The organism is Rummeliibacillus sp. BSL5, assembly GCF_052928305.1.
In genome coordinates, this window is record NZ_JAVGCV010000001.1 from 1005552 (window position 1) to 1029255 (window position 23704).

Sequence of the window (23704 nt, forward strand, 5' to 3'; positions counted from 1 at the left end):
GAGAGATTCGCTACTCTTTCTTATTTTTGTTGTTCATATGCTTGGATAATCTTTGCAACGAGTGGATGTCTCACTACATCAGCTTGCTCTAGAAACTTAATTTCAAGATCTTTTACATAGCGCAATGTTTTTTCAGCGCTGATGAGACCGGATTTTGCCCCTTTAGGTAAATCAATTTGTGTCTCGTCTCCTGTAATAACCATTTTGGAACCAAAACCCAGACGGGTAAGAAACATCTTCATCTGTGCTTCTGTTGTATTTTGTGCTTCGTCTAAGATAACAAACGCATCATCCAGCGTTCTTCCTCGCATATAGGCAAGTGGAGCAATTTCAATTGTGCCACGTTCAATCATACGAGCAGTTTGCTCAGCTCCTAGAACATCATGCAATGCATCATAGAGCGGTCTTAAATAAGGATCTACTTTTTCTTTCAAATCACCTGGCAAGAAGCCTAAACTTTCACCGGCCTCAACTGCTGGTCTTGTTAGGATAATACGTTTTACATGCCCATTTTTTAAAGCTTGTGTTGCCATAACGACAGCTAAATATGTTTTACCTGTACCAGCAGGCCCTATACAAAAAACTAAATCCTTATGGCGAATCGCTTGGATATATTCTCGCTGGCCGATGGTTTTAGCACGGATAATCTTTCCTTTTGTATTGCGGCCAATCGCCTCATCATATAGCTCAGAAAAGTACTCCATTGTACCACTTTTGGACATTTCAAGAGCTGAGACTACATCACGTTGATTGATATTTATACCTTTACGGATCACTTTCAGCAATTGTTCAACTAACTCGCTTGCTTGTTGTTTATTTTCTTCATCACCGACAATGACAATACTGTCACCACGGGTGATCATTTGGATTTGGAAAGCTTCTTCGATTAATTTCAAATTGGCATCCGATATGCCAAGTAGCATGACTGCCTCATTCGGATCTTGCATTTTGAGTTGGATCGGTTGTTGTTCTGTCATTCTCAATCTCCTTGGTTATCGCACTTTTTACCGCAATATTCTCATTTATTAAAAATAAAACTTTCCCTTTTACTGTATCATTATCAATGGTAACATTCAAAAGTTTTTCTTTTTTGATGACTGTTTTCGGCGGCAAGTCCCGTAGATATTTTTGATGTAGCAAGGGAACAATCATATCTTCTACCGCATTCTTATCAAGTGTTACTTTTTTGTCAATCTGTTCTTGCTCAATAGACACTTCACCTATTGAAGATAGCCATTTTGGTAATTTTACGACCTTCCATTCATTTGGGCTCTTCTTTTCATTTGCCCATCTAAAATGATACGTTTTTTCACCCATTGTTCCATATGTGATTTTCTTGGGCATAGTAAATGTTGACTCAATCCAATAATCCGCATACACTTCTCCATCTGCACCATAATAAATTGCTTTTTCACCTTGTTTTAAAATACCAGTTACTAAAAGGTCTCCTTTTTTTACTGCATCATTTTCATCGACTACACGCTCTCCCCTTTGTAGATTAAAGTGTGTAATTACGCCACTTTTATTAGCATATAATTCACCTTTCATTGAATTCTTTTCTTCTTCTTGATCTACAGCTGGAGCATTTAATGGCTCAAAACTCATTTTGCTGCCTTTCCGATGGATATGAACCCATGAAAGGTCGCGATGTTTTGATAGAATATATTGCCGAATCACTGAATCGTCTGGTTTGTCTTTTTTCATAATGGGGCCGTCTAAGTTTAAATCATGCAATGTTTCAGTTAACTCATCTTCTTGCTCAGGTGTCGCATTGTCGATGGACACCTGCCAAATCCATTGTGAAAAGAAAAATGGTATGAAGAGCAAAATCAAAATGCCTGCAAATACAGTCCATTCTTTCCTTAAAATTTGATTATCATCTAAAGACTCAATGTGAAAAGTAACACCGTATTGGTAACGCAATCTTCGAATCGTTTTTAGATGCTTCCGAATGGTTTCAAATCGGACTTCTTCTTCAGAAAGACGTAAATTTCTAAGTATAATATTATTTTTAGTTAGAGCATTTAAGAAAGCTTCTACTTTCTTTGTGCGTTTTATGCAAATTTCTATCATACGATAATCTCTGCTTTTTTTCATTATCCCTAATCCTCAATTCTGGTAAGCTCAATTTTTTTTACATTGCTCATATCAAGCGCCAATAATTCATCTCGGAGAAGATTGACATGAAATGAATCAGCTTCTATCTTTATCTTAAAATTTTCATGAATGAATACCATTTGATGATCATGAATAGCTTCTAGCAATATATCCCCTCTGATTCGAATTCCCTGGAAGTTTTCGATTTCGATCAGCGGCACTATTTGCAATAGCCTTTTCGACATAAAAAACCTCCTCTCTTTTTAGCATATGCTAGAAGAGAGGAGGTCATGTGTTATCTTTTAGATTTTGGTGGGCCTAAAATTTCAGCCATGATGATGGCATTTGCCATTTCATTTGTACTTTGAGGAAATTTAAAACCAGTTGATTCGCTTTTCTTGTCCACTGTTTTCTTCATTTCAACAGGTACAGTTGAGGTTTGTTTGTACTTTTCAAAAATAGGATTTTGCGTTCTTCCTACCGATTGCCTTTCAATCCATTCCTGAGCTTTTGGCAATGCCTTTTCAACCGTCTCTGCCCCACGCTTTTGCATAGTCCTAGGCATCTTGCCTTCAAGCTCGCCAATCGCTCTACGTGTATATTCTTCTGCTTTTTGAAGCGTCCGATTCGGTGTAGACTGATCAACACGCTTTATTTTTCGATTGATTGGAGGCGTTGTTTTTGAAGCTTCATCATCTTTATTTTTGAAAAGGTAACCCACCAGTGATGTAATAATCAAGAATATTAGTGCTTCCATTCAAAACGCTTCCTTTCAAAGGCTTAGCTTTCAGTAGATGAACCACCGTCATGTTGTTGATTCATTTTGCCAATTGAATCACGCATCCCTGTATCAGCTTGGATGTTTTTATAATTCATGTAATCCATAATACCGATGTTACCAGTTCTAAGCGCCTCTGCCATTGCCATCGGCACTTCCGCTTCTGCTTCTACTACTTTTGCTTTCATTTCTTGTACTTTCGCAATCATTTCTTGTTCGGATGCAACAGCCATAGCACGACGTTCTTCCGCTTTCGCTTGTGCAATATTCTTATCCGCTTGGGCTTGCTCGATTTGAAGTTCTGCCCCAATATTTTTGCCTACATCTACATCCGCGATATCAATAGATAAGATTTCAAACGCAGTACCTGAATCTAAGCCTTTTGATAATACCGTTTGAGAAATGGAGTCAGGGTTTTCTAAAACTTCTGTATGACTTGTTGAACTACCGATAGTACTAACAATCCCTTCGCCAACACGAGCTACAATTGTTTCTTCACCCGCACCACCGACTAGACGTTCAATATTTGCTCGTACTGTAATACGAGCTTTTGCCTTTACTTCAATCCCATTCATTGCAACCCCTGCAATAAATGGCGTTTCAATAACTTTTGGATTTACAGACATTTGAACAGCTTCTAAAACATCACGGCCCGCTAGATCAATAGCTGCACAACGCTCAAAGGTAAGTGAGATATTCGCTCGATGCGCTGCGATTAATGCATTTACAACACGATCTACATTACCACCTGCTAAATAGTGGCTTTCCAATTGATTGATGGTAACAGGAAGTCCTGCTTTGTGGGCTTTAATGAGCGGGTTGACAATACGAGAAGGAATAACCCGGCGTAGCCTCATACCAATTAATGTGAAAATGCTTACCTTAACACCAGCTGCAAGGGCTGAAATCCATAGAGCCACTGGTACAAAAGTAAATAAAATAATTAAAGCCAAAAAGACAACAACAATGCCGATAATTGTAAAGATAAAACTACCTGTAATGGCCATTCTAATCCTCCTATACGTTTTCAGACTCCCGTACAACAATACGGACGCCTTCTACTTTAATAATGATTACATTTCTATGCGCTTCAATGTAGCCGCCTTCCGTTACCACGTCGATTCTTTCATCCCCCAACATGGCAGTGCCAGAGGGACGGAGTGGCGTAGCGGTAACGGCCACTTTTCCAAGTAAATCAGTGCGATTCAGATTAGATACATAACCATGTTCTGTATCAGTTGAATCTTTTAACACCATTTTGTTCAACAAATTTAGTTTTTTGCCGAAAAATTTCATCATAATCACCATTCCTACGACTGCTATAATAAGAGCAATCAAGACTGCATAAGCCATATGCGTTGTATTTGCGCCTGAACTTATCAAGCTGACAATGATTGCCGCAAAACCAATAATGCCGACTATGCCGCCTGGCAGTAAAAATTCCAATAAAACAAGCCCAACACCAATTAGAAGCATTATAATACCAAGCCAAGATGCAAAGCCTGCAATAAAATGAACGACATAGAATATCAACAATGCAAGGATGCTGAGTATTCCTCCAAAACCAAAATGCGGTGAAAACAGCTGCAATACAAGGCCGAAACTGGCGAGCGACAGCAATACTGTTACCGTTATGGGATGGGTCATAAAAAGTTGCCAGCCTGGTAAAGAAGCAGCAGAGACTTGGGCTGCAAAGCTAGTTTCCGCAATAAATGCGGCAGATAGCGTACAAATAAATATAATGATGATCTTTTTCATTAGTTATGTATGTGATCCCTCCTATTCGCACAAGCTTATACTCTAACTTACGTTTGAAAGTGCTAGAAGTTTCATTTTATTTTCATTTAAAATTGGTCGATATGTAGCATAATTTAAGCTTGTGTATTATATTACGCAGTTATTAAACATGTCTTATTTGTCTAATATTTTAAGAGTTTGTAGATTAAAAACTGAAAATCTCACATCTGGCCAAAGTAATATCTAGTTCCTTTGAGTAATTTTATTGCTTCCTTTCAAAAAAATAAGCTGAGAAATCTAGTAAGACTTCTCAGCTTAGTTCATTTGCGAGTTTATAAATCATGATAGTGCGTGTTTAGAACGTAGGGATTGTCTAGGAATTTAAATTACCACTTACGTTTACGTGCAGCTTCTGATTTCTTTTTGCGTTTTACGCTAGGTTTTTCATAGAATTCGCGTTTTCTTACCTCTTGAATTGTACCACTTTTAGAAACAGTACGTTTGAAGCGGCGAAGAGCATCTTCAAGCGATTCGTTTTTTCTAACGACAGTTTTTGACATCTCTCTTTCCCTCCCTCCGAACACACGTCAAAACACAATAATAAAATCATACGTCATATCATTGTGTACTAAAAAAGTATAACTTATTAATAGGTTTTGGTCAATACTATTGCTTCAATTAATAGTCAGTTTTTGCACGGTTGCCCTTCATGATTTGGACGCCAGAGCTTGCACCGATTCTTGTAGCTCCTGCTTCTATCATTGCTTCTAAATCTTCTAGGCTTCGCACGCCGCCAGATGCTTTTACACCTGTATGTTCTCCAACTGTTTTACGCATTAATGCAACATCCTCAACCGTCGCACCTCCTGTTGAAAAACCAGTAGAAGTTTTTACGAAGTCAGCACCAGCTGCGATTGAAAGTTCACATGCTTTGATTTTTTCTTCTGTAGATAGTAGGCAAGTTTCAATAATAACTTTCACTAACACACCGTCTGCTGCATCAACAACAGCTTTTATATCTTTTTCTACTACATCATATTGTTCGCTCTTTAAAGCACCTATATTAATGACCATATCAATTTCGTCAGCACCATTAGCGATGGCATCTTTTGTTTCAAATGCTTTCGTTGCTGATGTTGAAGCCCCTAGAGGAAATCCAATTACTGTACACACCTTAGAGTCAGCACCCTTTAATTCTTCGGCTGCTAGACTAACCCAAGAAGGATTGATGCAAACAGATGCAAAGTTATATTCTCTTGCTTCTGCACAGATCTTTTTGATTTGTTCCTCTGTTGCTTCGGGTTTTAATAATGTGTGGTCGATATATGATGCATAATTTTTAGCCATTTGGAAATTCTCCTTTAAATAAAGTTGTACGTACCTCTAAAGTCTACCATGACTTAATATAGTTTATCCATAAAAAAGAAGAACTAAAACCACTTACCCAAAGTAGAATAAAAAAATCCATATGCTCGGCATATGGATTTTTTTATTCTTATTTTTGTTGTTCTGTCCAAGCTTGAACATCTGCAATAGATGGGTTTGCGATATAGTGACCGCCTTCAACTTGCAATACTTGTCCTGTCATGAATTTTGACTCATCTGATGCAAGGAATACGACAGTATAGCCAATATCATTTGGTTCACCATGATAAGGTAAAGCATTATATTTAGAGAAAATATCTAACATACCTTGTGGCATATTGTTCTTAGCAGCAGGAGTTAAAATTAATCCCGGTGCCACTGCATTACAACGGATTTTATCTTTGCCGTATTGAGTAGCAATATATTTTGTTAATTGAGCTACAGCTGCTTTTGATGCACCATATGCTGAACGTACCGCATCAGATGCAAAGGCAGCCATAGATGTTGTATTGATAATTGAACCGCCGCCCGCTTTTTGCATATACGGAATAGCAAATCGAGAACCAAGCAATACAGATTTTAAGTTAACGTTCATCAAACGATCCCATTCATCTAAATCCATATTCACAACATCTAAATCTTTACGTAGATTAGTTAGGCCTACGTTGTTAAATAAAGTATTGATGGTACCATAAGTGTTGACTGTGAATTCTACTGCTTCTTTAATAGAATCTGCGTTTCCAGCATCTAAAAAGATTGCTGTTGCTTCAAAACCTTGTTGTTGCAATGCTTCAGCTTCTTTTTTGGCACCTTCTATATTAAAATCACCAATAACTACTTTTGCTCCTTCTTTTGCAAGCAATTGAGCTGATGATAAACCAATACCTGATGCACCGCCTGTCACTAATGCTACTTTACCTTCTACACGTCCCATTTAAAAAACCTCCCAAATTAAAATGAAACCTATTCATCAGTGGGACCTTTATCCTCGCTGATCAGTAGTTTCAATCGACATTCCAAAGCTAATAATCCATAGTTAACTACTCTTTATGAAAGGTAGTGTGTGCCATTATAGGGTTGGTAATGTGATATAGACTTAATTATTTCTACTAATATATTTTAACACTTAAATATTAGATTTCAAATTAATTTGTTCGGTAATAGATAATTATTTTTTTCGTTTTGAGTAAACTTCAACACCTTTAGCAATATCGACTGTTAACTTATCAAGTTTATCGCTGTCTAACAGTCTTTTTTCGTCATTAGGGTTAGTTAAAAAACCTAATTCAACTAACACCACTGGTACTTTTGACCAATTAAAACCGGCTTGATCACCACGGTAGCTTATGCCATTTTGGTAAATATCCGTCCTGTGAGAGACTTGTTTTAAAATATCCTCTGCTGCCCTCTTGCTATCTTTATAGAAAGAAGCTGTATGTTCATTCTTTGCCGGCGCAATCACAGAAAAGCCAGAAGCATTTGGATTTTCAGCTCCATCAGCATGAATTCTAATATACAAAAATGATTTATTCTTGTTCGCTTGTTTGGTTCGTTCTACATTGGATAAATCCACATCATTCGTATGCCTTGTCAAAATCGTTTTAAATCCCTTTTTCTTTAGTTGTACAGATAGTTTTTTTGCAGCCTCTAATGTAACAGCATACTCTGGTCTTTTTGTTGTAATACCAATAGATCCTACTGTTGCTTTATATTTGGTTTGTAAAGAATGTGGAGCATCTGGCTCTTGTCCAACATTCGCTTTCAATTGATGTCCGGGGTCAATCGTAATGACCAATTGTTTTTTCTTTCTCTTGTGTGGAGCTTTTGTCTTTTTCTTTTCCTGTGATTTCATGTGATTTTGGGGGTTTTCTTCAGCCACATTTTTTTGGTTTTTTTGGTGAGTTTGTTGGGTGTTTACTAAACCTTCGTTGGTTTTATAATTTACAAGTAATGTAATGCCAGAAATAATAAATGCCAAGATGATTAAGGATAGTGCTAATTTTTTCATTCAATCGCCTCAATTCTTGTGTTACTCCTAACTATAACAAAAAGCCTAGCATTCGTCTCGCTAGGCTTTCTGTTATTTTCTTTATACTTCTACCGTATCCATTACACGCACAAATTGTGCATAAGAATGCGGGTAGTAGGCTTTTTCAATTTTAACTTTCACTAACTTACCAATCATGTCCTCACTACCTTCGAAAACTACTTTCATGTAGTTTGCTGTATAGCCCGTAAGAAGCCCAGTATCTTCGCCTTCTTGAACCACTTCTTCCGGGATGACTTCAAGGACTTGGTCTTCAAATCTAGAGGCGTATTCTTTTGCCAACTGATCATTTAATGTCAGTAAGCGGTGAACACGTTCATTTTTGATTTCTTCATCAATCTGATCTTCCATACGTGCAGCAGGTGTTCCTGTCCGTTTTGAGTAAGGGAAGATATGCAATTCTGCAAATTTATGTTTAGCAATGAAATTGTATGTTTCCATAAATTCCTCTTCTGTCTCGCCTGGGAATCCAACAATAACATCTGATGTAATAGCTAAGTCAGGTAAAACTTCACGCAAGCGATCAAGGCGCTCACCGAAGAATTCCATTGTATATTTGCGGCGCATGCGTTTTAATACAGTATCTGATCCTGATTGGATTGGGATGTGAAGATGGTTGACGACAATTTTAGAATCTCTTAACACTTCGATTACTTCGTCAGTCAACTGGCTAGCTTCAATTGAGCTAATTCGCAAACGTTTTAACCCTTTCACATTTGCTTCAAGATCACGAAGCAACTGCGCTAAATTGTAATCTTTAAGGTCCTGACCATAACCGCCTGTATGAATTCCTGTTAAGACAATTTCTAAATAGCCTGCATCCACTAATTGTTGCGCTTGACGAACAACTTCTTGCGGATCACGAGAACGCATCAGCCCACGTGCCCAAGGTATAATACAAAATGTACAGAAGTTGTTACATCCTTCTTGAATTTTTAAAGATGCTCGCGTACGATCTGTAAAGTAAGGCACGTCCAACTCTTCATAAACACGGTTTTTCATAATGTTTTTTACAGCATTGATAGGTTGACGCTCTTTTTTGTATTGTTCGATATAAGCAAGCAAATTCATACGATCCTGTGTACCTACGACAATATCTACTCCTGGAATAGCCATAATTTCAGCAGGAGATGTTTGAGCATAACAACCAGTTACACAGATGACTGCGTCTGGGTTTTGACGAATCGCCCGGCGAATCACTTGGCGACTTTTTTTATCGCCTGTATTCGTTACAGTACATGTATTGATTACATATACGTCCGATTGATGATCAAAATCTTTTCGTTCATAGCCTTCATCTTTAAACAGTTGCCAAATAGCTTCTGTTTCATAGTGATTCACTTTACAACCAAGTGTGTGAAAAGCCACTGATGACAAGGCTGCTCACCTCTTTCATTCAAATTCATATGATATAGCAGATAAAACGTATAGTGGCGCTGTCTCTGCTCTTAATATTCTAGGTCCGAGCGAGATACTCTGACATCCTAATTGTTGTAGTGCTTGGGCTTCAGATCTATCAATCCCACCTTCAGGACCGAAAATCACAAGCATTGATTCATAATCATACACCTTTTTTAATCTTTCGGCAAATCGCGTTCGCGAAGTTTCTTTAGCATCTTCTTCATCTGCAAGAAATACAACATCATAATCTCCTACAACTTGCAATAGCTGTTTAAAGCTATACTGTTCATGAATTGTTGGAATATGCGTTCGATGTGATTGCTCTGCTGCTTCTTTTGCGATTTTTTGAAGTCGTTCTTGTTTCTTTTTCCCTTTTTTCGCATCCCATTTTACAATGGAACGTTCTGCTTCAAATGGGATAAAATCGTACATACCAAGTTCTGTTGATTTTTGTACGATAAGTTCAAGCTTATCTCCCTTAGGCAATCCACATGCAATCGTTACATGGATTGGTAACTCTGTGTTCGGACGCACTTCGCCTGTTTTTTGCACTTCGACCGAACCATTATCTATCTTTGTTATCTTGCAGACGAATGCTTCTCCATTATGTACAGCGATTAGCTCATCAGCAACACGCATGCGCATCACATTGATAATGTGATGCGCATCGTCCTCTCGAATCGTGGCTATTTCATCATTAAAGGGTTGCTCTATAAAATACCTTTGCATTATACCACTCCAACCTATTAGGATTTACGACAAATAATTGTAACCCAGTCTTCCATCATCATCACTTCTTCGATGTCAAAGCCAGCATCAAGCAGTGATTTTTTTACGTCTTCTTTTTTCCCTTCAATGATCCCAGAAGTGATAAAGTATCCACCTGGTTTCACAATAGAATAAGCGTCATTCGTAAATGTCATGATGATTTCTGCCAAAATATTTGCAACAACTAAGTCTGCTGGTTCTTTTACTGTGTCTAGAAGATTTCCTTGTACCACATTAATACTATTTTCAACTTTGTTCAAAACAACATTTTCTTTCGCAGAGCGAACTGCTACTTCATCCAAGTCTAAGGCATGAACGCTTTTCACTCCTAATAGCGCCGCGCCAATTGCCAAGACGCCTGAGCCTGTGCCGACATCAATGACTGTAGAACTTGGCTTAATATACTTTTCTAACGCCTGCAAACTAAGAACGGTTGTCGGATGTGTTCCTGTACCAAATGCCATGCCAGGGTCTAACTCGATGATTAATTCATCACTCTCAACTGGCTTATATTCTTCCCATGATGGAACGATGGTGAAGCGATTTGATATTTTAACAGGATGATAGTATTGCTTCCATGCAGTTGCCCAATCTTCTTCTTGTACTTCACTCGTGGTAACTTCATTAGCTCCAATATTTATATCAAATTGATGGAGATTTGTGATTGCAAGCTTGATCTCTTCTACTGTTTCTGCTAAAAAACTGGTAACAGGCAAATATGCTTTCACGACAACTCCATCTACCGGAAAGTCTGACGGGTCTAAATCGTAAATTTCTCCGTATACATTTTCTCTTGTTTTTGCTAGCTCTTGAGAATCTTCAATAACTATACCGCTTGCCCCAGCTTCATATAATATATTTGAAATAGGTTCTACTGCTTCATTGGCAGTATGAATCGAAATTTCCGACCATTTCACTTGCAAATCACTCCTCTAATTATTCGCCTTTAAATTTTTTCTTCAATTTATCAATTAATGAACTGCTTTGTTCTTCTGGGATATCTCCAGAAATATTTGCGAACTCTCGAAGTAGTTCCTTTTGCTTCTCAGTTAGTTTACTTGGTGTTTTGATTTGAACGATGACGTGTTGATCACCATTGCCATAGCCATGCACGTTTTTAACACCTTTTCCTTTTAAGCGGAAGTGGTCGCCTGATTGAGTGCCTGCAGGGATTTTCATTTTTACTTTGCCATTGATTGTTGGCACTTCAATTTCGTCGCCAAGTGCTGCTTGAGGGAAGGTGATTGGCAATTTCAAATAAATATCGTCGCCATCACGCTCAAATTTTTCGTGTGCACGTACATGGAAAACAATATATAAGTCACCTGAAGGGCCACCATTTTTTCCAGCCTCTCCTTGGCCGCTTATGCGTAATTGTTGACCATCGTCTACACCTGCTGGTATATTGACTTTGATTTTTCTACGTTTTTTAACTGTTCCTGCACCATGGCATGTTGGACATTTTTCTTTAATGATTTGGCCAGTTCCTTCGCAATAGCCACAGGTACGGCGATTTGTCATTTGACCGAACGGTGTATTGACTGTTTCTGAAATTTGCCCAGAACCATTACAGTGTGAGCATGTTTCTTTGGATGTGCCCGGTTTTGCACCGTTACCATGGCATGTTTCACATGTTTCCTCACGAGGAATTTCAATTTCTTTTTCTTTCCCGAATACTGCTTCCTCAAAGCTAATAGTCATGCGATATTGCAAATCATCGCCTTTTTGCGGTGCATTCGGATCTCTTCTGCTACGGCCGCCACCACCAAAGAAGGTACTGAAAATATCTTCAAAGCCACCGAAACCTTCAGCACCTGAAAATCCGCCGCCAAATCCGCCAAAGCCTTGGTTAGGATCTTGATGGCCAAATTGGTCATAACGCGCTCTTTTTTGTTCATCGCTTAATACTTCATATGCTTCAGCGATTTCTTTGAACTTTTCATCTGCGCCTTCCTCTTTGTTGATGTCAGGATGATATTGTTTTGATAACTTACGGTATGCTTTTTTTATTTCGTCTTGAGAAGCCGTTTTGCTAATTCCTAAGACGTCATAATAATCGCGTTTTTCCATCTTTCACACTCCGCTCTTTTAACATAAATATTATTGTATCATGTATTTATAAAATGGCAAAAACACACTTTTATTGAAAAGGTGTATTTCAGCTCTCATTTAAAAAAGCCAAAGCCCGAGAGCGGTCTTTGGCTTTTGATTATCTTTTTATTCTACATAAACGAACTATTACTATAGTACCGGATTACAACCAAGAGCATTGTCTTCCTTTTTAATACTCTGATAAAAGGTACATTGCGTAAGTTCTGATTTTATATAGATTTTGCACAATTATTTTTTATCGTCTTCTACTTCAGTGAAGTCAGCATCAACGACACCATCGTCTTTTTTGCCTTCTCCTTCAGCGCCAGCTTGTGCTTGTTGCGCTTCAGCTGCTTGTTGATAAACTTTCATTACAAGAGGTTGTAGAACGCCTTCAAGTTTTTCTTTCGCTTTTTTGATGTTTTCTGTTTCACCAGCTTCAAGCGCATTTTGCAATTCTTGTTTTGCTTCTGTTACAGAAGTTTTTTCTTCATCTGTAATTTGATCGCCTAAGTCAGTAATTGTTTTATCAACTTGGAATACTAGTTGATCTGCTTCATTTTTAAGATCTGCTTCTTCTTTGCGCTTTTTGTCAGCTTCTGAATTTGCTTCAGCTTCTTTAACCATGCGCTCGATATCTTCTTCTGATAGACCAGAATCTGATTGAATTGTGATTTTTTGTTCTTTTTGTGTGCCTAGATCTTTCGCTTTAACATTCACGATACCGTTTTTATCAATATCGAAAGTTACTTCGATTTGAGGGATACCACGTGGTGCTGGCGGAATATCAGTCAATTGGAAGCGGCCAAGTGTTTTGTTGTCTGCTGCCATTGAGCGTTCACCTTGAAGCACATGAATATCTACAGCTGGTTGATTGTCTGCAGCTGTTGAGAAAACTTGAGATTTAGATGTTGGAATTGTTGTATTACGGTCGATTAATTTAGTGAATACGCCACCCATTGTTTCAATACCTAGTGATAAAGGAGTAACATCAAGAAGAACAACATCTTTCACATCACCAGTTAATACGCCGCCTTGTACAGCTGCACCCATAGCTACAACTTCATCAGGGTTAACGCCTTTATGAGGTTCTTTACCTGTTGCATTTTTTACTGCTTCTTGTACAGCAGGAATACGAGTAGAACCACCCACAAGAATTACTTGATCGATTTCTGAAGCAGATAATCCAGCATCTTTCAATGCTTGGCGTGTTGGTACCATTGTACGTTCAACTAAATCAGCTGTTAATTCATTGAATTTAGCACGAGAAAGAGTTACTTCTAAGTGTAATGGGCCAGCTTCGCCTGCAGTGATGAAAGGTAATGAAATTTGTGCTGAAGTCACACCAGAAAGTTCTTTTTTCGCTTTTTCTGCAGCATCTTTTAAGCGTTGCATAGCCATTTTATCTTGAGATAGATCTACGCCGTTTTCTTTTTTGAATTCCGCTACTAAATAATCAATAATTTTTTGGTCAAAATCATCGCCACCAAGACGGTTGTCCCCAGCTGTTGCTAGTACTTCAAAAACACCATCGCCTAATTCAAGAATAGAAACATCAAACGTACCGCCACCAAGGTCAAATACTAAAACTTTTTGGTCTTGGTCCATTTTTTCTAAACCATATGCAAGTGCAGCTGCTGTAGGTTCATTGATAATACGTTCTACTTCTAAACCAGCAATCTTACCAGCATCTTTAGTAGCTTGGCGTTCTGCATCGTTGAAGTAAGCAGGTACTGTAATTACCGCTTTTGATACTTTTTCACCTAGATAGTCTTCTGCATACTCTTTTAAGTGTGTAAGAATCATGGCAGATACTTCTTGCGGTGTATATTGTTTATCTTCAATTGTTACTTTGTAGTCTGTACCCATATGGCGTTTAATTGAACTAATTGTGTTTGGGTTAGTAATAGATTGGCGTTTTGCTACTTCACCTACTTGGCGTTCACCGTTTTTGAATGCCACAACAGATGGAGTTGTGCGCGCTCCTTCTTTATTAGCGATTACAACTGGTTCGCCGCCTTCAAGTACAGCGACGCATGAGTTTGTTGTTCCTAAGTCAATACCGATAATTTTGCTCATTAAAAATTCCTCCTAGTGATTCATTACTTAATCCGACTACTCGTTTACTTTTACCATTGCTGGTCGAAGCACTCTGTCTTTCAGCATATACCCTTTTTGCAGCTCTTGCAAAACAATACCCGGGTCTTTTGACTCGTCATGTTCTTGCATCACTGCATGGTGTATGTTGGGATCAAATTCAGCGCCAAGCGATTCAATCGGCTCAAGACCTTCTTTCTTAGTCGCTTCAACAAGAGAACGATAAATCATTTCAATTCCTTGTTTCATCGATACTGCCTCTTCCGTTGTCGCTTCAGCTTGCATAGCGCGCTCGAAGTTATCTAGTGCTGGCAATAAGTCTGTCAGCAGACTTTGAGCACGATACTTCTCTTGTGCCACGCGTTCAAGTTGCGTGCGGCGTTTTAGGTTATCAAAGTCTGCACGCAAACGAAGGTAACGCTCTTCTTCTTTAGCCAGCTTTTCTTCTAGTAGCGCTAGCTCGTCTACTTGTTCTTCTACCTTTTCATCAGTTTCATCGTTTCTAGCTGCTTCCGTTTTTTCTTCCGGTACAGCTTCTACGTTTTCATCAGTTTTTGGTGCTGCATTTTCTTTAGCTGTCTCTTCATTTGCAGCGAACTGTTCTTTTTCTTCTTCTGATTTAGACAATTAATATCCTCCTCTTCTACCGGCCATGCTAGTGGCGTTCGATAAATCGACTAAGACCACTGCTCATTAAATCTAATATAGAAACTACTCGCCTATAATCCATGCGAGTAGGACCGATGATCGCGATTGATCCTTTTTGCTCTTCACCTATAGTGTAGGTTGCTGTGATGACGCTGCAATCCTCCATTGCTATATGATGGTTTTCAGAGCCTATTCGGATTTGAATGCCTGATTGATGATGAGGGAAAATAGTCTGTATTTGACTTGTTTTTTCCATTAGCTCCATCAGCATTCGAACTTTATTTAAGTCATGGAATTCAGGTTGCTTCAGCATATTCGTTTTGCCACCGTAGTATATTTTACCTTCACCGTGGTACTTATTGAGGTCGAAAATTGACGTAAGCAATCCATCATATGAGCCAATATGCTGCGCAATAACAGCCGTTGCCTCTTCTTCCAGCTTTTTGTGAATCTGCTCCAGTGGAACTCCAACAAGCCGTTCATTTAATATATTAACGACTTTTTCAATATCCGATAGCGAATAGTTTTCCGGTATGGATATTAATCGATTTTCTACATGACCATGATCTGTTACGATAATGGCTACGGCAGATCCCACTGAAATCGGTACGATTGAAAATCGCCTTACTTTATGAAGCTGAACATCCGGTCCCAAAATAATCGACGTGTAGGTGGTCAATTCTGATAAAATATCAGCGGATTTGCGAATTACTTGCTCGGTTTCCATCATCCGATCTTGAAATAAGGATTGAATAGTTATGATATCTTGATTTGTAATAATTTGAGGTTTTAACATATGATCCACATAAAACCTGTAACCCTTTTCGGAAGGAACCCGACCAGAAGAAGTATGGGTTTTCTCTAAGTAACCAAGCTCTTCTAAATCAGCCATTTCATTCCGTATGGTAGCGGCGCTAAAACCTATACCTTCTTTTTTCGCAATTTGGCGAGATCCTACAGGCTGTGCGGTCGCAATGAAATCATCTATGATTACTTGCAGAATTTGCAGCTGTCGATTCGTTAGCATGATCATCACCTCACATTGTTAGCACTCAATAAGGAGGAGTGCTAATACAATTATTAATTTAACACCTCTCAAGAATGATGTCAACGGAAATGCCTAACCCTACAATAAAAATTGCTGAAATACTTCATTACCTACAAAACGCCCTTTTCGAGTGAGTTTGACAAAGTCGCCATCATCTTCAATAAGCCCTTTTTCAAGCAAATCTTTCAGTTGTTCTTCATAAACATTTTCAATAGTACATTGATATTTTTCGTAGAAATGCTTTTTGCTGACACCGGCTGTTTTGCGAAGACCAAGAAAGAGTTCTTCTTCTATTTTCTCTTGCTTTGTTTCAACATGTGTCTGTTGAATAGGCTTTTCGCCTCGAGAAATAGCTTCCATATATTTCTTTAACGGACCAATATTAGAATAACGTACACCATTCATATACCCATGAGCTCCTGCCCCAAATCCAGCATACTCATCGTTGTCCCAGTATATTTGATTATGGATAGAAGGGTAGCCAGGTTTGCTAAAATTACTAATTTCATATTGATGGTATCCGTGTTTTTTCATCTCCTCCATCAACACATCATACATTTCTGCTTCTAAATCTTCACCTGGAAGACTAAGCTTTCTTTTGACCATCAAATTATAAAATATTGTTTTTGGTTCTACGATTAATGAATATGCTGAAAAATGAGTGAGGTTTAAAGAGAAAGCATATGCTAATGTTTCTTTCCATTGTTCCATCGTTTGTCCAGGCAAACCATACATTAAATCAATGCTGATATTTTCAAAACCAATCTTTCTGGCATTCTTGATCGTTTCAAATACATGTTCATTGGAATGAGTACGCCCTAAGTTTCTCAAAAGCTCCTCTTGGAATGCTTGAACACCCATGCTAAGCCGATTAACGCCCCCATTGTATAAAACACGCAGTTTTTCTTCCGTCAATTCATCCGGGTTAGCCTCTGAAGTAAATTCTGTGACATGTTCCATTGGTATATACATGCGAATTAATGACAATAAACGTTGAAGTTGCTCAGATGAAAGTGCGGTTGGTGTGCCTCCCCCTAAGAAAACTGTTTCAATTTTGTGATCCTTATAGTCGCTTGCCCACATGCGCATTTCTTCACCCAATGCTTCTATATATTCATCGACTGGCTGGTTTTTAAAAAATACCTTGTTGAAATCACAATAGTTGCAGATCTGATGGCAAAACGGAATATGAATATAAATACCTCTAGCCAATCTGAAAACCTTCTTCCTTTTGAAAATTCTAAACTGCTTCTTAACTAACATCTTTTAATCCTGTCATATAGTTTAGTTTATTTTTACTGTTAATGAAAATCAGACGCGTTGATATAAAAAGTTTTATTTAGATTATAACTTGTAAAATTATTTTAATTTTCCTATAATTTGTATAAACAATAAAGGGGATGAGTGTATAATGAAAAGATTTTTGATTGCTTTATTGTCAATTTCCGTTTTAGCTGGTTGTGCAAGCAACACAGATACGGGAGAATATATTGCAAAGAAAAGTGATTTGGAAAACACCGTATTTAGTGGACAAACCGAAGAAGCCAACCAACTTATTTTTAATAAGGATAACTTAACGATTATTACAAATCCCACTTTGAACAATATTAAACCCTCTACTAATCCTCAAAAAAATACTAATGAAAAAAGTAGCGAAAATCATTACAACAATATAAAAATTAAAACAGCTGGCAACACGTATACGATTACCGGATCTAATGGATTAGAATTAAAATTAAAGAAAGTCGGCAAACGTGTCATTAGTGATTTGGATGGCAACGAGTATTCGACAGAACGTGATTTAGATTAATATAAAAGGCGGATGGAATCTAGCTGTCCGTTCTTTTTAGTACACAGTAATACTATAATTTAATAGAAAACTAGAATACTTTGTAAAGAAGGTGTATTGTTTTGCAGCCAATTGATATAAGTGAAATTCCTAATGAGATAAAAAAGTACATGGGTACCATCCATTCAATTCGTTTCCCAAAGCAGGGTTGTACATCAGATGTTGCCATTATTAAGGGTGAAAAGTCTATTTTCGCGCTTAAAAGAACAAAAGATCCTTTATATAATACTTGGTTGAACAAAGAAATTTCTGTATTACATTGTTTATCTGGTAAAACAGATTTACCGATTCCACAAATAAAAGCATTTAAATGTGACAAAGATCAATCTTGGGCTCTAATTGAATATCTTGAAGGACTAACTGTTAGAGAAGCTCTATCTAAAGAGAAGAATAAGGAAACTAGAGAGGAAATAATATTTGTCTTCGGCAAGACATTATCACGTATACATTCAACTTCATGTCCCGCTGAATTGAAATATAAAACGCCTTGGATTGATGAAATGCTACTAAAAGCCGCATATAACTTCACACACTATGAAGTAGATGGATCAGAAGCAATATTAAAAAAAATCCAATCACAAAAGCCTAAGGGTATTAAACAAACATTAATACATGGTGATTTTACAATAGATAATGTATTGGTCCATAACGGTACATTGTCTGGGGTGATTGATTGATCCGGAGGCGCTTAGGGTGATCCAAGATATGATGTAGCTCTTGCCATTCGTCCTAAACCCAATGTTTTTGAAAATAGCGATAGAGAGATTTTCTTTGAAGGATACGGCAAAAGAATTATAAATCAAGAGGAATATAAATACTTTGCGGACGGATTATATGAATTCTTTTAATCATATCCTGTCCAAGACAAGGCATCTCCAACACATTAGGTAACCTATCAATCATTAAAATCGGATAGCCCATGGCTATCCGATTTCTCGTTTCTAAGTACTTTCTCTCAAGTTGATTAGAAATAAAGCTAAGATTCTATTTAAGTTTCTTTTTCACCAATTCTACATAAGGTTTCTTGTCATATTCTTGATAGAGGCTCATTGACAATCTCACTGGATCTCCAAAGAAGAACCGTTCATATAAGGTCTGACGGGTACCAAATGAGCTCATTGTCGCATCCCAAGCGAGCCGGAAAAGTTTTACACGGTCTTCTGCATTATTTGTAGCAGATTGTAGATATAGGTCTATGTCTTTTCGAATTGATGAGTGAAATGCTTTTTCGGTTGGAATAGACATTAAGCCGCTCGCACCTAACAATTGAACTATCTCAGTAAAACGTGGATATACCTTAGGAAAAATACTGATGGCAACTCTAAGAGTCGTATAATCTGGCTGCATCAAACCTGCTTCGTTCATCTTTGCTTCAACTTCGGATTTGATCAACAAGGCTTTTAAAGTTTCAAGTGCCACAATAATTTCGGTAGCCTTTTCTTGTACGTGTTGAAAGCCTGAAATATTGATAGATTCTATAATTGATTGAACGATTCCCAGCATAAATTCTGTTTTCACAATTTGTCTGGATAAAACCTGATGTAGTCCAAAAGGTTGAAAAGAACTCCTACCTAAATAGGACTGTGCGACATCAATATTATCATAATAAAATACACGATCCCACGGTACTAAAACATTATCAAAGACTACGATTGAATCCATTTCTTCATAGCGAGAACTTAAAGGATAATTAAAGACAGACTCCCCTTCTATAAATGATTCTCTACAAATAAATTTGAGTCCCTTTGTGTTACTTGGAATGGAAAAGGCAAACCCACTCTCTTCATCAAATGGCTTCCCCGCTTTAATGAATAACATTTCATCGGTGATGCCACCCTGTGTTGCGAGTAATCGCGCGCCTTTGACAATAAGACCCTCACTCGTTCTTTCTACAACCTCAGCAGAAATTGGTTCACTCGTCGGTTTATCTAAAACGCTACCACGATCGACTTGAGGTTCAATAAACGTATGTGTCATCGATAAATCATTTTCACGTACGTATTCATAAAAGTTTTTAATATTTTCAGGAAAACAATTTTCCTCACCCTCCAATAAATGGACCGAAGAAGCCAAGGCCATGAGAGCTGTATTCATATAGTCTGGACTTCTTCCCATCATGCCATTGCTTTCTCTTGCTAAGAGCTGGATAGCCTCTCTTCTCTTGGCTAAATCTTCTTTAGACCTTGGCATGAGAAAGGAAAGTCCTATAGGATTACCCGTTTCCTCAGAAGGATAGGTTAATTTATCTTTTAGTTTCTCATCCTGTTGTAAATCATATAACCTAGCCTGACTCTTCATTACACCTTTAAATGCAGGATGTTCAGAAATATTGCCTGTCACCTGTTCTCCATCAACCCAAATATTAGCCTTCAATTGATCAATCTGTTCAATATATTGGGATCCAGTTCTTACGGGCATAACTCTCCTCCTACCTATTTAATCATCAACTTTTAGTTATTCGTCTAAAAGTATCATATGACAATTCTTTACAGGCGGTGACATTGTAATTTGATGGAGTAAAAAGTAAAGGGGAAGCTTCTACTATTTCTCTAACTGCGGAAGATAAAACCCTCCACCTAATGGTGAGGGTAAGGGTGAGGGAAAGAATTAAAGTTTACTATCATAGAAAAACGGTTGCACAATTATTATTTTAAAAAGATCAATCTTAATTCGAGTGGCCCATATTCAAAGGAAGAATCATGAAGCATCTTACCAAAAACTTTATGCTATCACTTTACTAAGATTTTGACGTAATTTTGCTATATGGCACAATTACGCCCTATGCAACTTTTGTTACTACCAATTCAGCATTATCATAAGTTATGGCTCCAGTTGAACTTACTATGGCAACTCGTATAACATCACCTTGGTTTAAGGCGATTTGGTCTGTTCTTGATATTACATCTACTTCATTGCTAGCACCAGCTACAAAGGTTTGAAATTCAATCTGTTTTGTTGGAAGAGGAGTTCCATTTATAGTGAGCTGAAAAATAATATTGCTAGATGTTCCTGCTGAGCTTGCTCTTAATTGAATTGTGAACGTAACAGTATATACCCCTTGACTATTAACAGTAATAGAATCATCAACTGTACTTGGTGTTGTTCCACTGGAAGGTCCGACAGTGTCGAAATCAACATTTGGATTAGTTGTAGGATTTCCTCCAGCTACGTTATATATTGAACCAAAAGCTGGGGTAAATAGTACTGGCTCTTCTTGAGTTGGTACATTGGGACAACTAGAAACCTTAAATTTGGATAAACTTTTACATTCTTCAAACCTCTCGCAATCATTGCAAATCTTATTAAATTCATTATTGTTAGACAAATGCATCCTCCCTTCTATTGTTTCGATTAGATTATTTTATGCTTGAAAAATTTAAATGTTTGTACTAAAAAGAACATCTTTTCGGATGAATACTAAACCCTTCCAATAGCCTTAGTTATCTTATCCAGCAGCATATTTTGTTTACGTAATACTTTCAGTCGAGACATAGAAGGAAGTATATTACATATCCATATTTAATATTTATAATAAAAGACCACTCTTTTCGAGTGGCCCATACCCAAAGGAAGAATCATGAAGCATATTATTCTTTTTTTCGTCAGAGATATAAATTTATTACTGCTACATTCTTTAAATCCGCAATTCCGTTCTTCTATTACTAAAGACAGAAACATTCATCTAACTAAAAAGATTGCATGATATGCTACAGACGACATTTTTGACTCATTTGCAAATGAATTAAAATTTGCTGGCATATAAAAAAGCGGTGGGAATACGGTGTCAAAATCCACCAAGTATCACCTAACCGCTTTATTAAATTTCTCAAAAGCTTTATTGTATCAACGTTACTTTTTCGGTTGATCATCATCCATTTTAAGTACAGCCATAAACGCTTCTTGCGGGACTTCAACGGAGCCGACTTGCTTCATACGTTTTTTACCTTCTTTTTGTTTCTCAAGAAGTTTACGTTTACGCGAGATATCGCCGCCATAACATTTAGCCAAAACGTTTTTACGCATCGCTTTAATAGTTGAGCGTGCAACAACTTTTTGACCAATTGCAGCTTGCACTGGTACTTCAAATTGTTGACGTGGAATTAACTCTTTTAATTTTTCAACAATAACCTTGCCTCGTTCATAAGCAAAATCCTTGTGAACGATGAAACTTAAAGCATCGACCTGTTCTGCATTCAAGAGAATGTCCATCTTCACTAGTTTTGATGGTTTATAGCCAATCAATTCGTAGTCAAAAGATGCATATCCTTTTGTGCTGGATTTTAATTGATCAAAGAAATCATAAACAATTTCGGATAAAGGAATTTCATACAGGATATTTACGCGTATAGAATCCATATAATCCATCGTCAGGAAATTCCCGCGTTTTCGTTGGCAGATCTCCATTACAGCACCCACATAATCATTTGGCACCATTATACTTGCTTTAACATAAGGTTCTTCAATACGATCAATCTTTTGTGGATCCGGCATCATTGAAGGATTGTCCACTTTAACTTCCTCACCATCGGTCATATGCACATGGTAAATAACTGATGGTGCTGTTGTGATTAGATCAATATTAAATTCACGCTCAATACGTTCTTGAATGATCTCCATATGCAAGAGACCTAAAAATCCGCAACGGAAACCAAATCCTAGAGCTTGTGATGTTTCAGGCTCATATTGGAGAGCAGAGTCATTCAACTCTAATTTTTCTAATGCTTCCCGTAAATCATTGTATTTTGATGTATCAATTGGATAAAGACCGCAATACACCATTGGGTTCAACTTACGATAGCCAGGTAATGCTTCTGTGGCTGGACGATTTGCAAAAGTAATCGTATCCCCTACACGCGTATCTCCTACATTCTTAATAGAAGCTGTGAGATAGCCAACATCCCCAACAGTTAAAAACTTCGCTGGCGTCATTTTTGGAGTATGCACGCCTACTTCGATGACTTCAAATTCTGCACCTGTTGCCATCATGCGAATTTTATCTCCTGGTTTCACAGTGCCTTCAACAACCCGAATAGAGGTAATTACGCCACGATATGCATCATATACAGAGTCAAATATCAGTGCTTGTAATGGCCCTTCCGGATCCCCTATTGGTGCCGGCACTTTTTCAACAATTTGCTCCAGAATATCTTCTATTCCAATGCCCGCTTTGGCTGATGCAAGCACAGCTTCAGATGCATCGAGGCCAATGACATCCTCTATTTCTCCTCGTACACGCTCTGGATCAGCTGATGGAAGGTCGATTTTGTTAATGACTGGTAAGATTTCCAAGTCATTGTCTAGCGCAAGATATACATTTGCAAGCGTTTGGGCTTCAATACCTTGTGCTGCATCGACAACTAAAATCGCACCTTCACATGCAGCCAAGCTTCGTGAAACTTCATAAGTAAAATCGACATGCCCCGGTGTATCGATTAAATGTAAAATATATGTTTCTCCATCTTTCGCTGTGTAGTTCAACTGTACGGCATTTAGTTTAATTGTAATGCCTCGTTCTCTTTCCAAATCCATGGAATCTAGCAGCTGTTCTTTCATTTCCCTTGCTGTTAGCGCTTGGGTTTTCTCTAGTATCCGGTCTGCTAATGTTGATTTGCCGTGATCAATATGTGCGATAATAGAGAAATTTCGTATATGTTCTTGTCTGTTAATTAATTCTTCTCGATTCATTCGTTCCGCTCCTATAATCTATGCGCCTCATTTTTGAATCGTCTATTTGCATGCGTTGCCTTAGACTAATTCATTTTTTTCAGCTTCATTTCT

The 23704-nt window shown here is 37.8% G+C and carries 23 protein-coding genes; 2 read left to right on the forward strand and 21 right to left on the reverse strand.

Translation table 11 applies throughout. The features are described from left to right. Positions 1 to 20 precede the first annotated feature (20 nt). From RCJ93_RS05175 to hemW, 18 genes are all read right to left on the reverse strand, one after another. Positions 21 to 977: a PhoH family protein gene (locus tag RCJ93_RS05175; protein WP_066786326.1), complete on the reverse strand. Its 957-nt coding sequence runs from the start codon at positions 975 to 977 to the stop codon at positions 21 to 23. Further along, on the reverse strand, positions 931 to 2097 hold the full coding sequence (locus tag RCJ93_RS05180; RefSeq protein ID WP_446738555.1) for a sporulation protein YqfD: 1167 nt from the start codon (positions 2095 to 2097) through the stop codon (positions 931 to 933). Before RCJ93_RS05180 ends, RCJ93_RS05175 begins: the two co-directional genes overlap by 47 nt. A 5-nt stretch (positions 2098 to 2102) precedes the next feature. Next, the gene (locus tag RCJ93_RS05185) at positions 2103 to 2342 is read right to left on the reverse strand and encodes a hypothetical protein (RefSeq protein WP_066786320.1); all 240 of its coding nucleotides are present in this window, start codon (positions 2340 to 2342) and stop codon (positions 2103 to 2105) included. A 50-nt stretch (positions 2343 to 2392) separates the two neighbouring features. Further along, on the reverse strand, positions 2393 to 2854 hold the full coding sequence (locus RCJ93_RS05190) for a hypothetical protein (protein ID WP_446738556.1): 462 nt from the start codon (positions 2852 to 2854) through the stop codon (positions 2393 to 2395). 23 nt (positions 2855 to 2877) lie between these two features. Further along, positions 2878 to 3882, reverse strand: a complete 1005-nt coding sequence (floA, locus tag RCJ93_RS05195) for a flotillin-like protein FloA (RefSeq protein ID WP_147193827.1) — start codon at positions 3880 to 3882, stop codon at positions 2878 to 2880. A 10-nt stretch (positions 3883 to 3892) separates the two neighbouring features. Continuing rightward, positions 3893 to 4633: an NfeD family protein gene (locus RCJ93_RS05200; protein ID WP_446738557.1), complete on the reverse strand. Its 741-nt coding sequence runs from the start codon at positions 4631 to 4633 to the stop codon at positions 3893 to 3895. Between the two features lie 365 nt (positions 4634 to 4998). After that, positions 4999 to 5172, reverse strand: coding sequence for a 30S ribosomal protein S21 (gene rpsU, locus RCJ93_RS05205; RefSeq protein ID WP_004227078.1), 174 nt, complete (start codon positions 5170 to 5172; stop codon positions 4999 to 5001). 118 nt (positions 5173 to 5290) lie between these two features. Further along, complete coding sequence (deoC, locus tag RCJ93_RS05210) at positions 5291 to 5959, reverse strand: deoxyribose-phosphate aldolase (RefSeq protein ID WP_147193830.1); 669 nt, start codon at positions 5957 to 5959, stop codon at positions 5291 to 5293. A 148-nt stretch (positions 5960 to 6107) separates the two neighbouring features. Beyond that, entirely contained in the window at positions 6108 to 6911 is an 804-nt protein-coding gene (locus RCJ93_RS05215; protein WP_446738558.1) for an SDR family NAD(P)-dependent oxidoreductase, read from the reverse strand. A gap of 234 nt (positions 6912 to 7145) precedes the next feature. Then, positions 7146 to 7985 (reverse strand): N-acetylmuramoyl-L-alanine amidase family protein, encoded by an 840-nt coding sequence (locus RCJ93_RS05220; protein WP_446738559.1) that lies wholly within the window; start codon positions 7983 to 7985, stop codon positions 7146 to 7148. A gap of 81 nt (positions 7986 to 8066) precedes the next feature. Further along, positions 8067 to 9401, reverse strand: coding sequence for a tRNA (N(6)-L-threonylcarbamoyladenosine(37)-C(2))-methylthiotransferase MtaB (gene mtaB / locus RCJ93_RS05225; protein ID WP_446738560.1), 1335 nt, complete (start codon positions 9399 to 9401; stop codon positions 8067 to 8069). A gap of 15 nt (positions 9402 to 9416) precedes the next feature. Beyond that, positions 9417 to 10154 carry a 16S rRNA (uracil(1498)-N(3))-methyltransferase gene (locus RCJ93_RS05230; protein WP_446738561.1) on the reverse strand — a complete coding sequence of 246 codons (738 nt, stop codon included), beginning with the start codon at positions 10152 to 10154 and terminating at the stop codon, positions 9417 to 9419. 17 nt (positions 10155 to 10171) lie between these two features. Next, positions 10172 to 11110: a 50S ribosomal protein L11 methyltransferase gene (gene prmA, locus RCJ93_RS05235; RefSeq protein ID WP_147193838.1), complete on the reverse strand. Its 939-nt coding sequence runs from the start codon at positions 11108 to 11110 to the stop codon at positions 10172 to 10174. A gap of 19 nt (positions 11111 to 11129) precedes the next feature. Next, complete coding sequence (dnaJ, locus tag RCJ93_RS05240) at positions 11130 to 12263, reverse strand: molecular chaperone DnaJ (protein ID WP_066786293.1); 1134 nt, start codon at positions 12261 to 12263, stop codon at positions 11130 to 11132. Between the two features lie 270 nt (positions 12264 to 12533). After that, positions 12534 to 14363, reverse strand: coding sequence for a molecular chaperone DnaK (gene dnaK / locus RCJ93_RS05245; protein WP_150284034.1), 1830 nt, complete (start codon positions 14361 to 14363; stop codon positions 12534 to 12536). Between the two features lie 36 nt (positions 14364 to 14399). Beyond that, positions 14400 to 15008, reverse strand: a complete 609-nt coding sequence (gene grpE, locus RCJ93_RS05250; protein ID WP_446738562.1) for a nucleotide exchange factor GrpE — start codon at positions 15006 to 15008, stop codon at positions 14400 to 14402. A gap of 28 nt (positions 15009 to 15036) precedes the next feature. Then, positions 15037 to 16056: a heat-inducible transcriptional repressor HrcA gene (gene hrcA, locus RCJ93_RS05255; protein ID WP_147193844.1), complete on the reverse strand. Its 1020-nt coding sequence runs from the start codon at positions 16054 to 16056 to the stop codon at positions 15037 to 15039. A gap of 99 nt (positions 16057 to 16155) precedes the next feature. Further along, on the reverse strand, positions 16156 to 17289 hold the full coding sequence (gene hemW, locus RCJ93_RS05260) for a radical SAM family heme chaperone HemW (RefSeq protein WP_446738563.1): 1134 nt from the start codon (positions 17287 to 17289) through the stop codon (positions 16156 to 16158). 199 nt (positions 17290 to 17488) lie between these two features. Here hemW and RCJ93_RS05265 point away from each other — a divergent pair, with 199 nt between their 5' ends. Continuing rightward, positions 17489 to 17887: a hypothetical protein gene (locus RCJ93_RS05265; RefSeq protein WP_150284031.1), complete on the forward strand. Its 399-nt coding sequence runs from the start codon at positions 17489 to 17491 to the stop codon at positions 17885 to 17887. 101 nt (positions 17888 to 17988) lie between these two features. Then, positions 17989 to 18603: a phosphotransferase family protein gene (locus tag RCJ93_RS05270; protein WP_446738564.1), complete on the forward strand. Its 615-nt coding sequence runs from the start codon at positions 17989 to 17991 to the stop codon at positions 18601 to 18603. A 307-nt stretch (positions 18604 to 18910) separates the two neighbouring features. On the opposite strand, the gene hpaB is transcribed toward RCJ93_RS05270, so the two are convergent. The 3 genes from hpaB to lepA form a co-directional block, all read right to left on the reverse strand. Further along, positions 18911 to 20344, reverse strand: a complete 1434-nt coding sequence (gene hpaB / locus RCJ93_RS05275; protein ID WP_446738565.1) for a 4-hydroxyphenylacetate 3-monooxygenase, oxygenase component — start codon at positions 20342 to 20344, stop codon at positions 18911 to 18913. A 361-nt stretch (positions 20345 to 20705) separates the two neighbouring features. Beyond that, complete coding sequence (locus RCJ93_RS05280) at positions 20706 to 21251, reverse strand: hypothetical protein (protein ID WP_446738566.1); 546 nt, start codon at positions 21249 to 21251, stop codon at positions 20706 to 20708. 524 nt (positions 21252 to 21775) lie between these two features. Continuing rightward, positions 21776 to 23611, reverse strand: a complete 1836-nt coding sequence (gene lepA, locus RCJ93_RS05285; RefSeq protein ID WP_147193853.1) for a translation elongation factor 4 — start codon at positions 23609 to 23611, stop codon at positions 21776 to 21778. Between the last annotated feature and the right edge of the window lie 93 nt (positions 23612 to 23704).

Bases quoted from the DNA above. Each gene is read 5' to 3' on its own strand.
- hrcA (WP_147193844.1), bottom strand. From the start codon at position 16,056: ATGCTAACGAATCGACAGCTGCAAATTCTGCAAGTAATCATAGATGAT.
- RCJ93_RS05215 (WP_446738558.1), bottom strand. From the start codon at position 6,911: ATGGGACGTGTAGAAGGTAAAGTAGCATTAGTGACAGGCGGTGCATCA.
- RCJ93_RS05200 (WP_446738557.1), bottom strand. From the start codon at position 4,633: ATGAAAAAGATCATCATTATATTTATTTGTACGCTATCTGCCGCATTT.
- RCJ93_RS05230 (WP_446738561.1), bottom strand. From the start codon at position 10,154: ATGCAAAGGTATTTTATAGAGCAACCCTTTAATGATGAAATAGCCACG.
- RCJ93_RS05180 (WP_446738555.1), bottom strand. From the start codon at position 2,097: ATGAAAAAAAGCAGAGATTATCGTATGATAGAAATTTGCATAAAACGC.
- RCJ93_RS05265 (WP_150284031.1), top strand. From the start codon at position 17,489: ATGAAAAGATTTTTGATTGCTTTATTGTCAATTTCCGTTTTAGCTGGT.
- RCJ93_RS05185 (WP_066786320.1), bottom strand. From the start codon at position 2,342: ATGTCGAAAAGGCTATTGCAAATAGTGCCGCTGATCGAAATCGAAAAC.
- hpaB (WP_446738565.1), bottom strand. From the start codon at position 20,344: ATGCCCGTAAGAACTGGATCCCAATATATTGAACAGATTGATCAATTG.
- rpsU (WP_004227078.1), bottom strand. From the start codon at position 5,172: ATGTCAAAAACTGTCGTTAGAAAAAACGAATCGCTTGAAGATGCTCTT.
- RCJ93_RS05190 (WP_446738556.1), bottom strand. From the start codon at position 2,854: ATGGAAGCACTAATATTCTTGATTATTACATCACTGGTGGGTTACCTT.
- floA (WP_147193827.1), bottom strand. From the start codon at position 3,882: ATGGCCATTACAGGTAGTTTTATCTTTACAATTATCGGCATTGTTGTT.
- RCJ93_RS05175 (WP_066786326.1), bottom strand. From the start codon at position 977: ATGACAGAACAACAACCGATCCAACTCAAAATGCAAGATCCGAATGAG.
- dnaK (WP_150284034.1), bottom strand. From the start codon at position 14,363: ATGAGCAAAATTATCGGTATTGACTTAGGAACAACAAACTCATGCGTC.
- RCJ93_RS05220 (WP_446738559.1), bottom strand. From the start codon at position 7,985: ATGAAAAAATTAGCACTATCCTTAATCATCTTGGCATTTATTATTTCT.
- lepA (WP_147193853.1), bottom strand. From the start codon at position 23,611: ATGAATCGAGAAGAATTAATTAACAGACAAGAACATATACGAAATTTC.
- deoC (WP_147193830.1), bottom strand. From the start codon at position 5,959: ATGGCTAAAAATTATGCATCATATATCGACCACACATTATTAAAACCC.
- dnaJ (WP_066786293.1), bottom strand. From the start codon at position 12,263: ATGGAAAAACGCGATTATTATGACGTCTTAGGAATTAGCAAAACGGCT.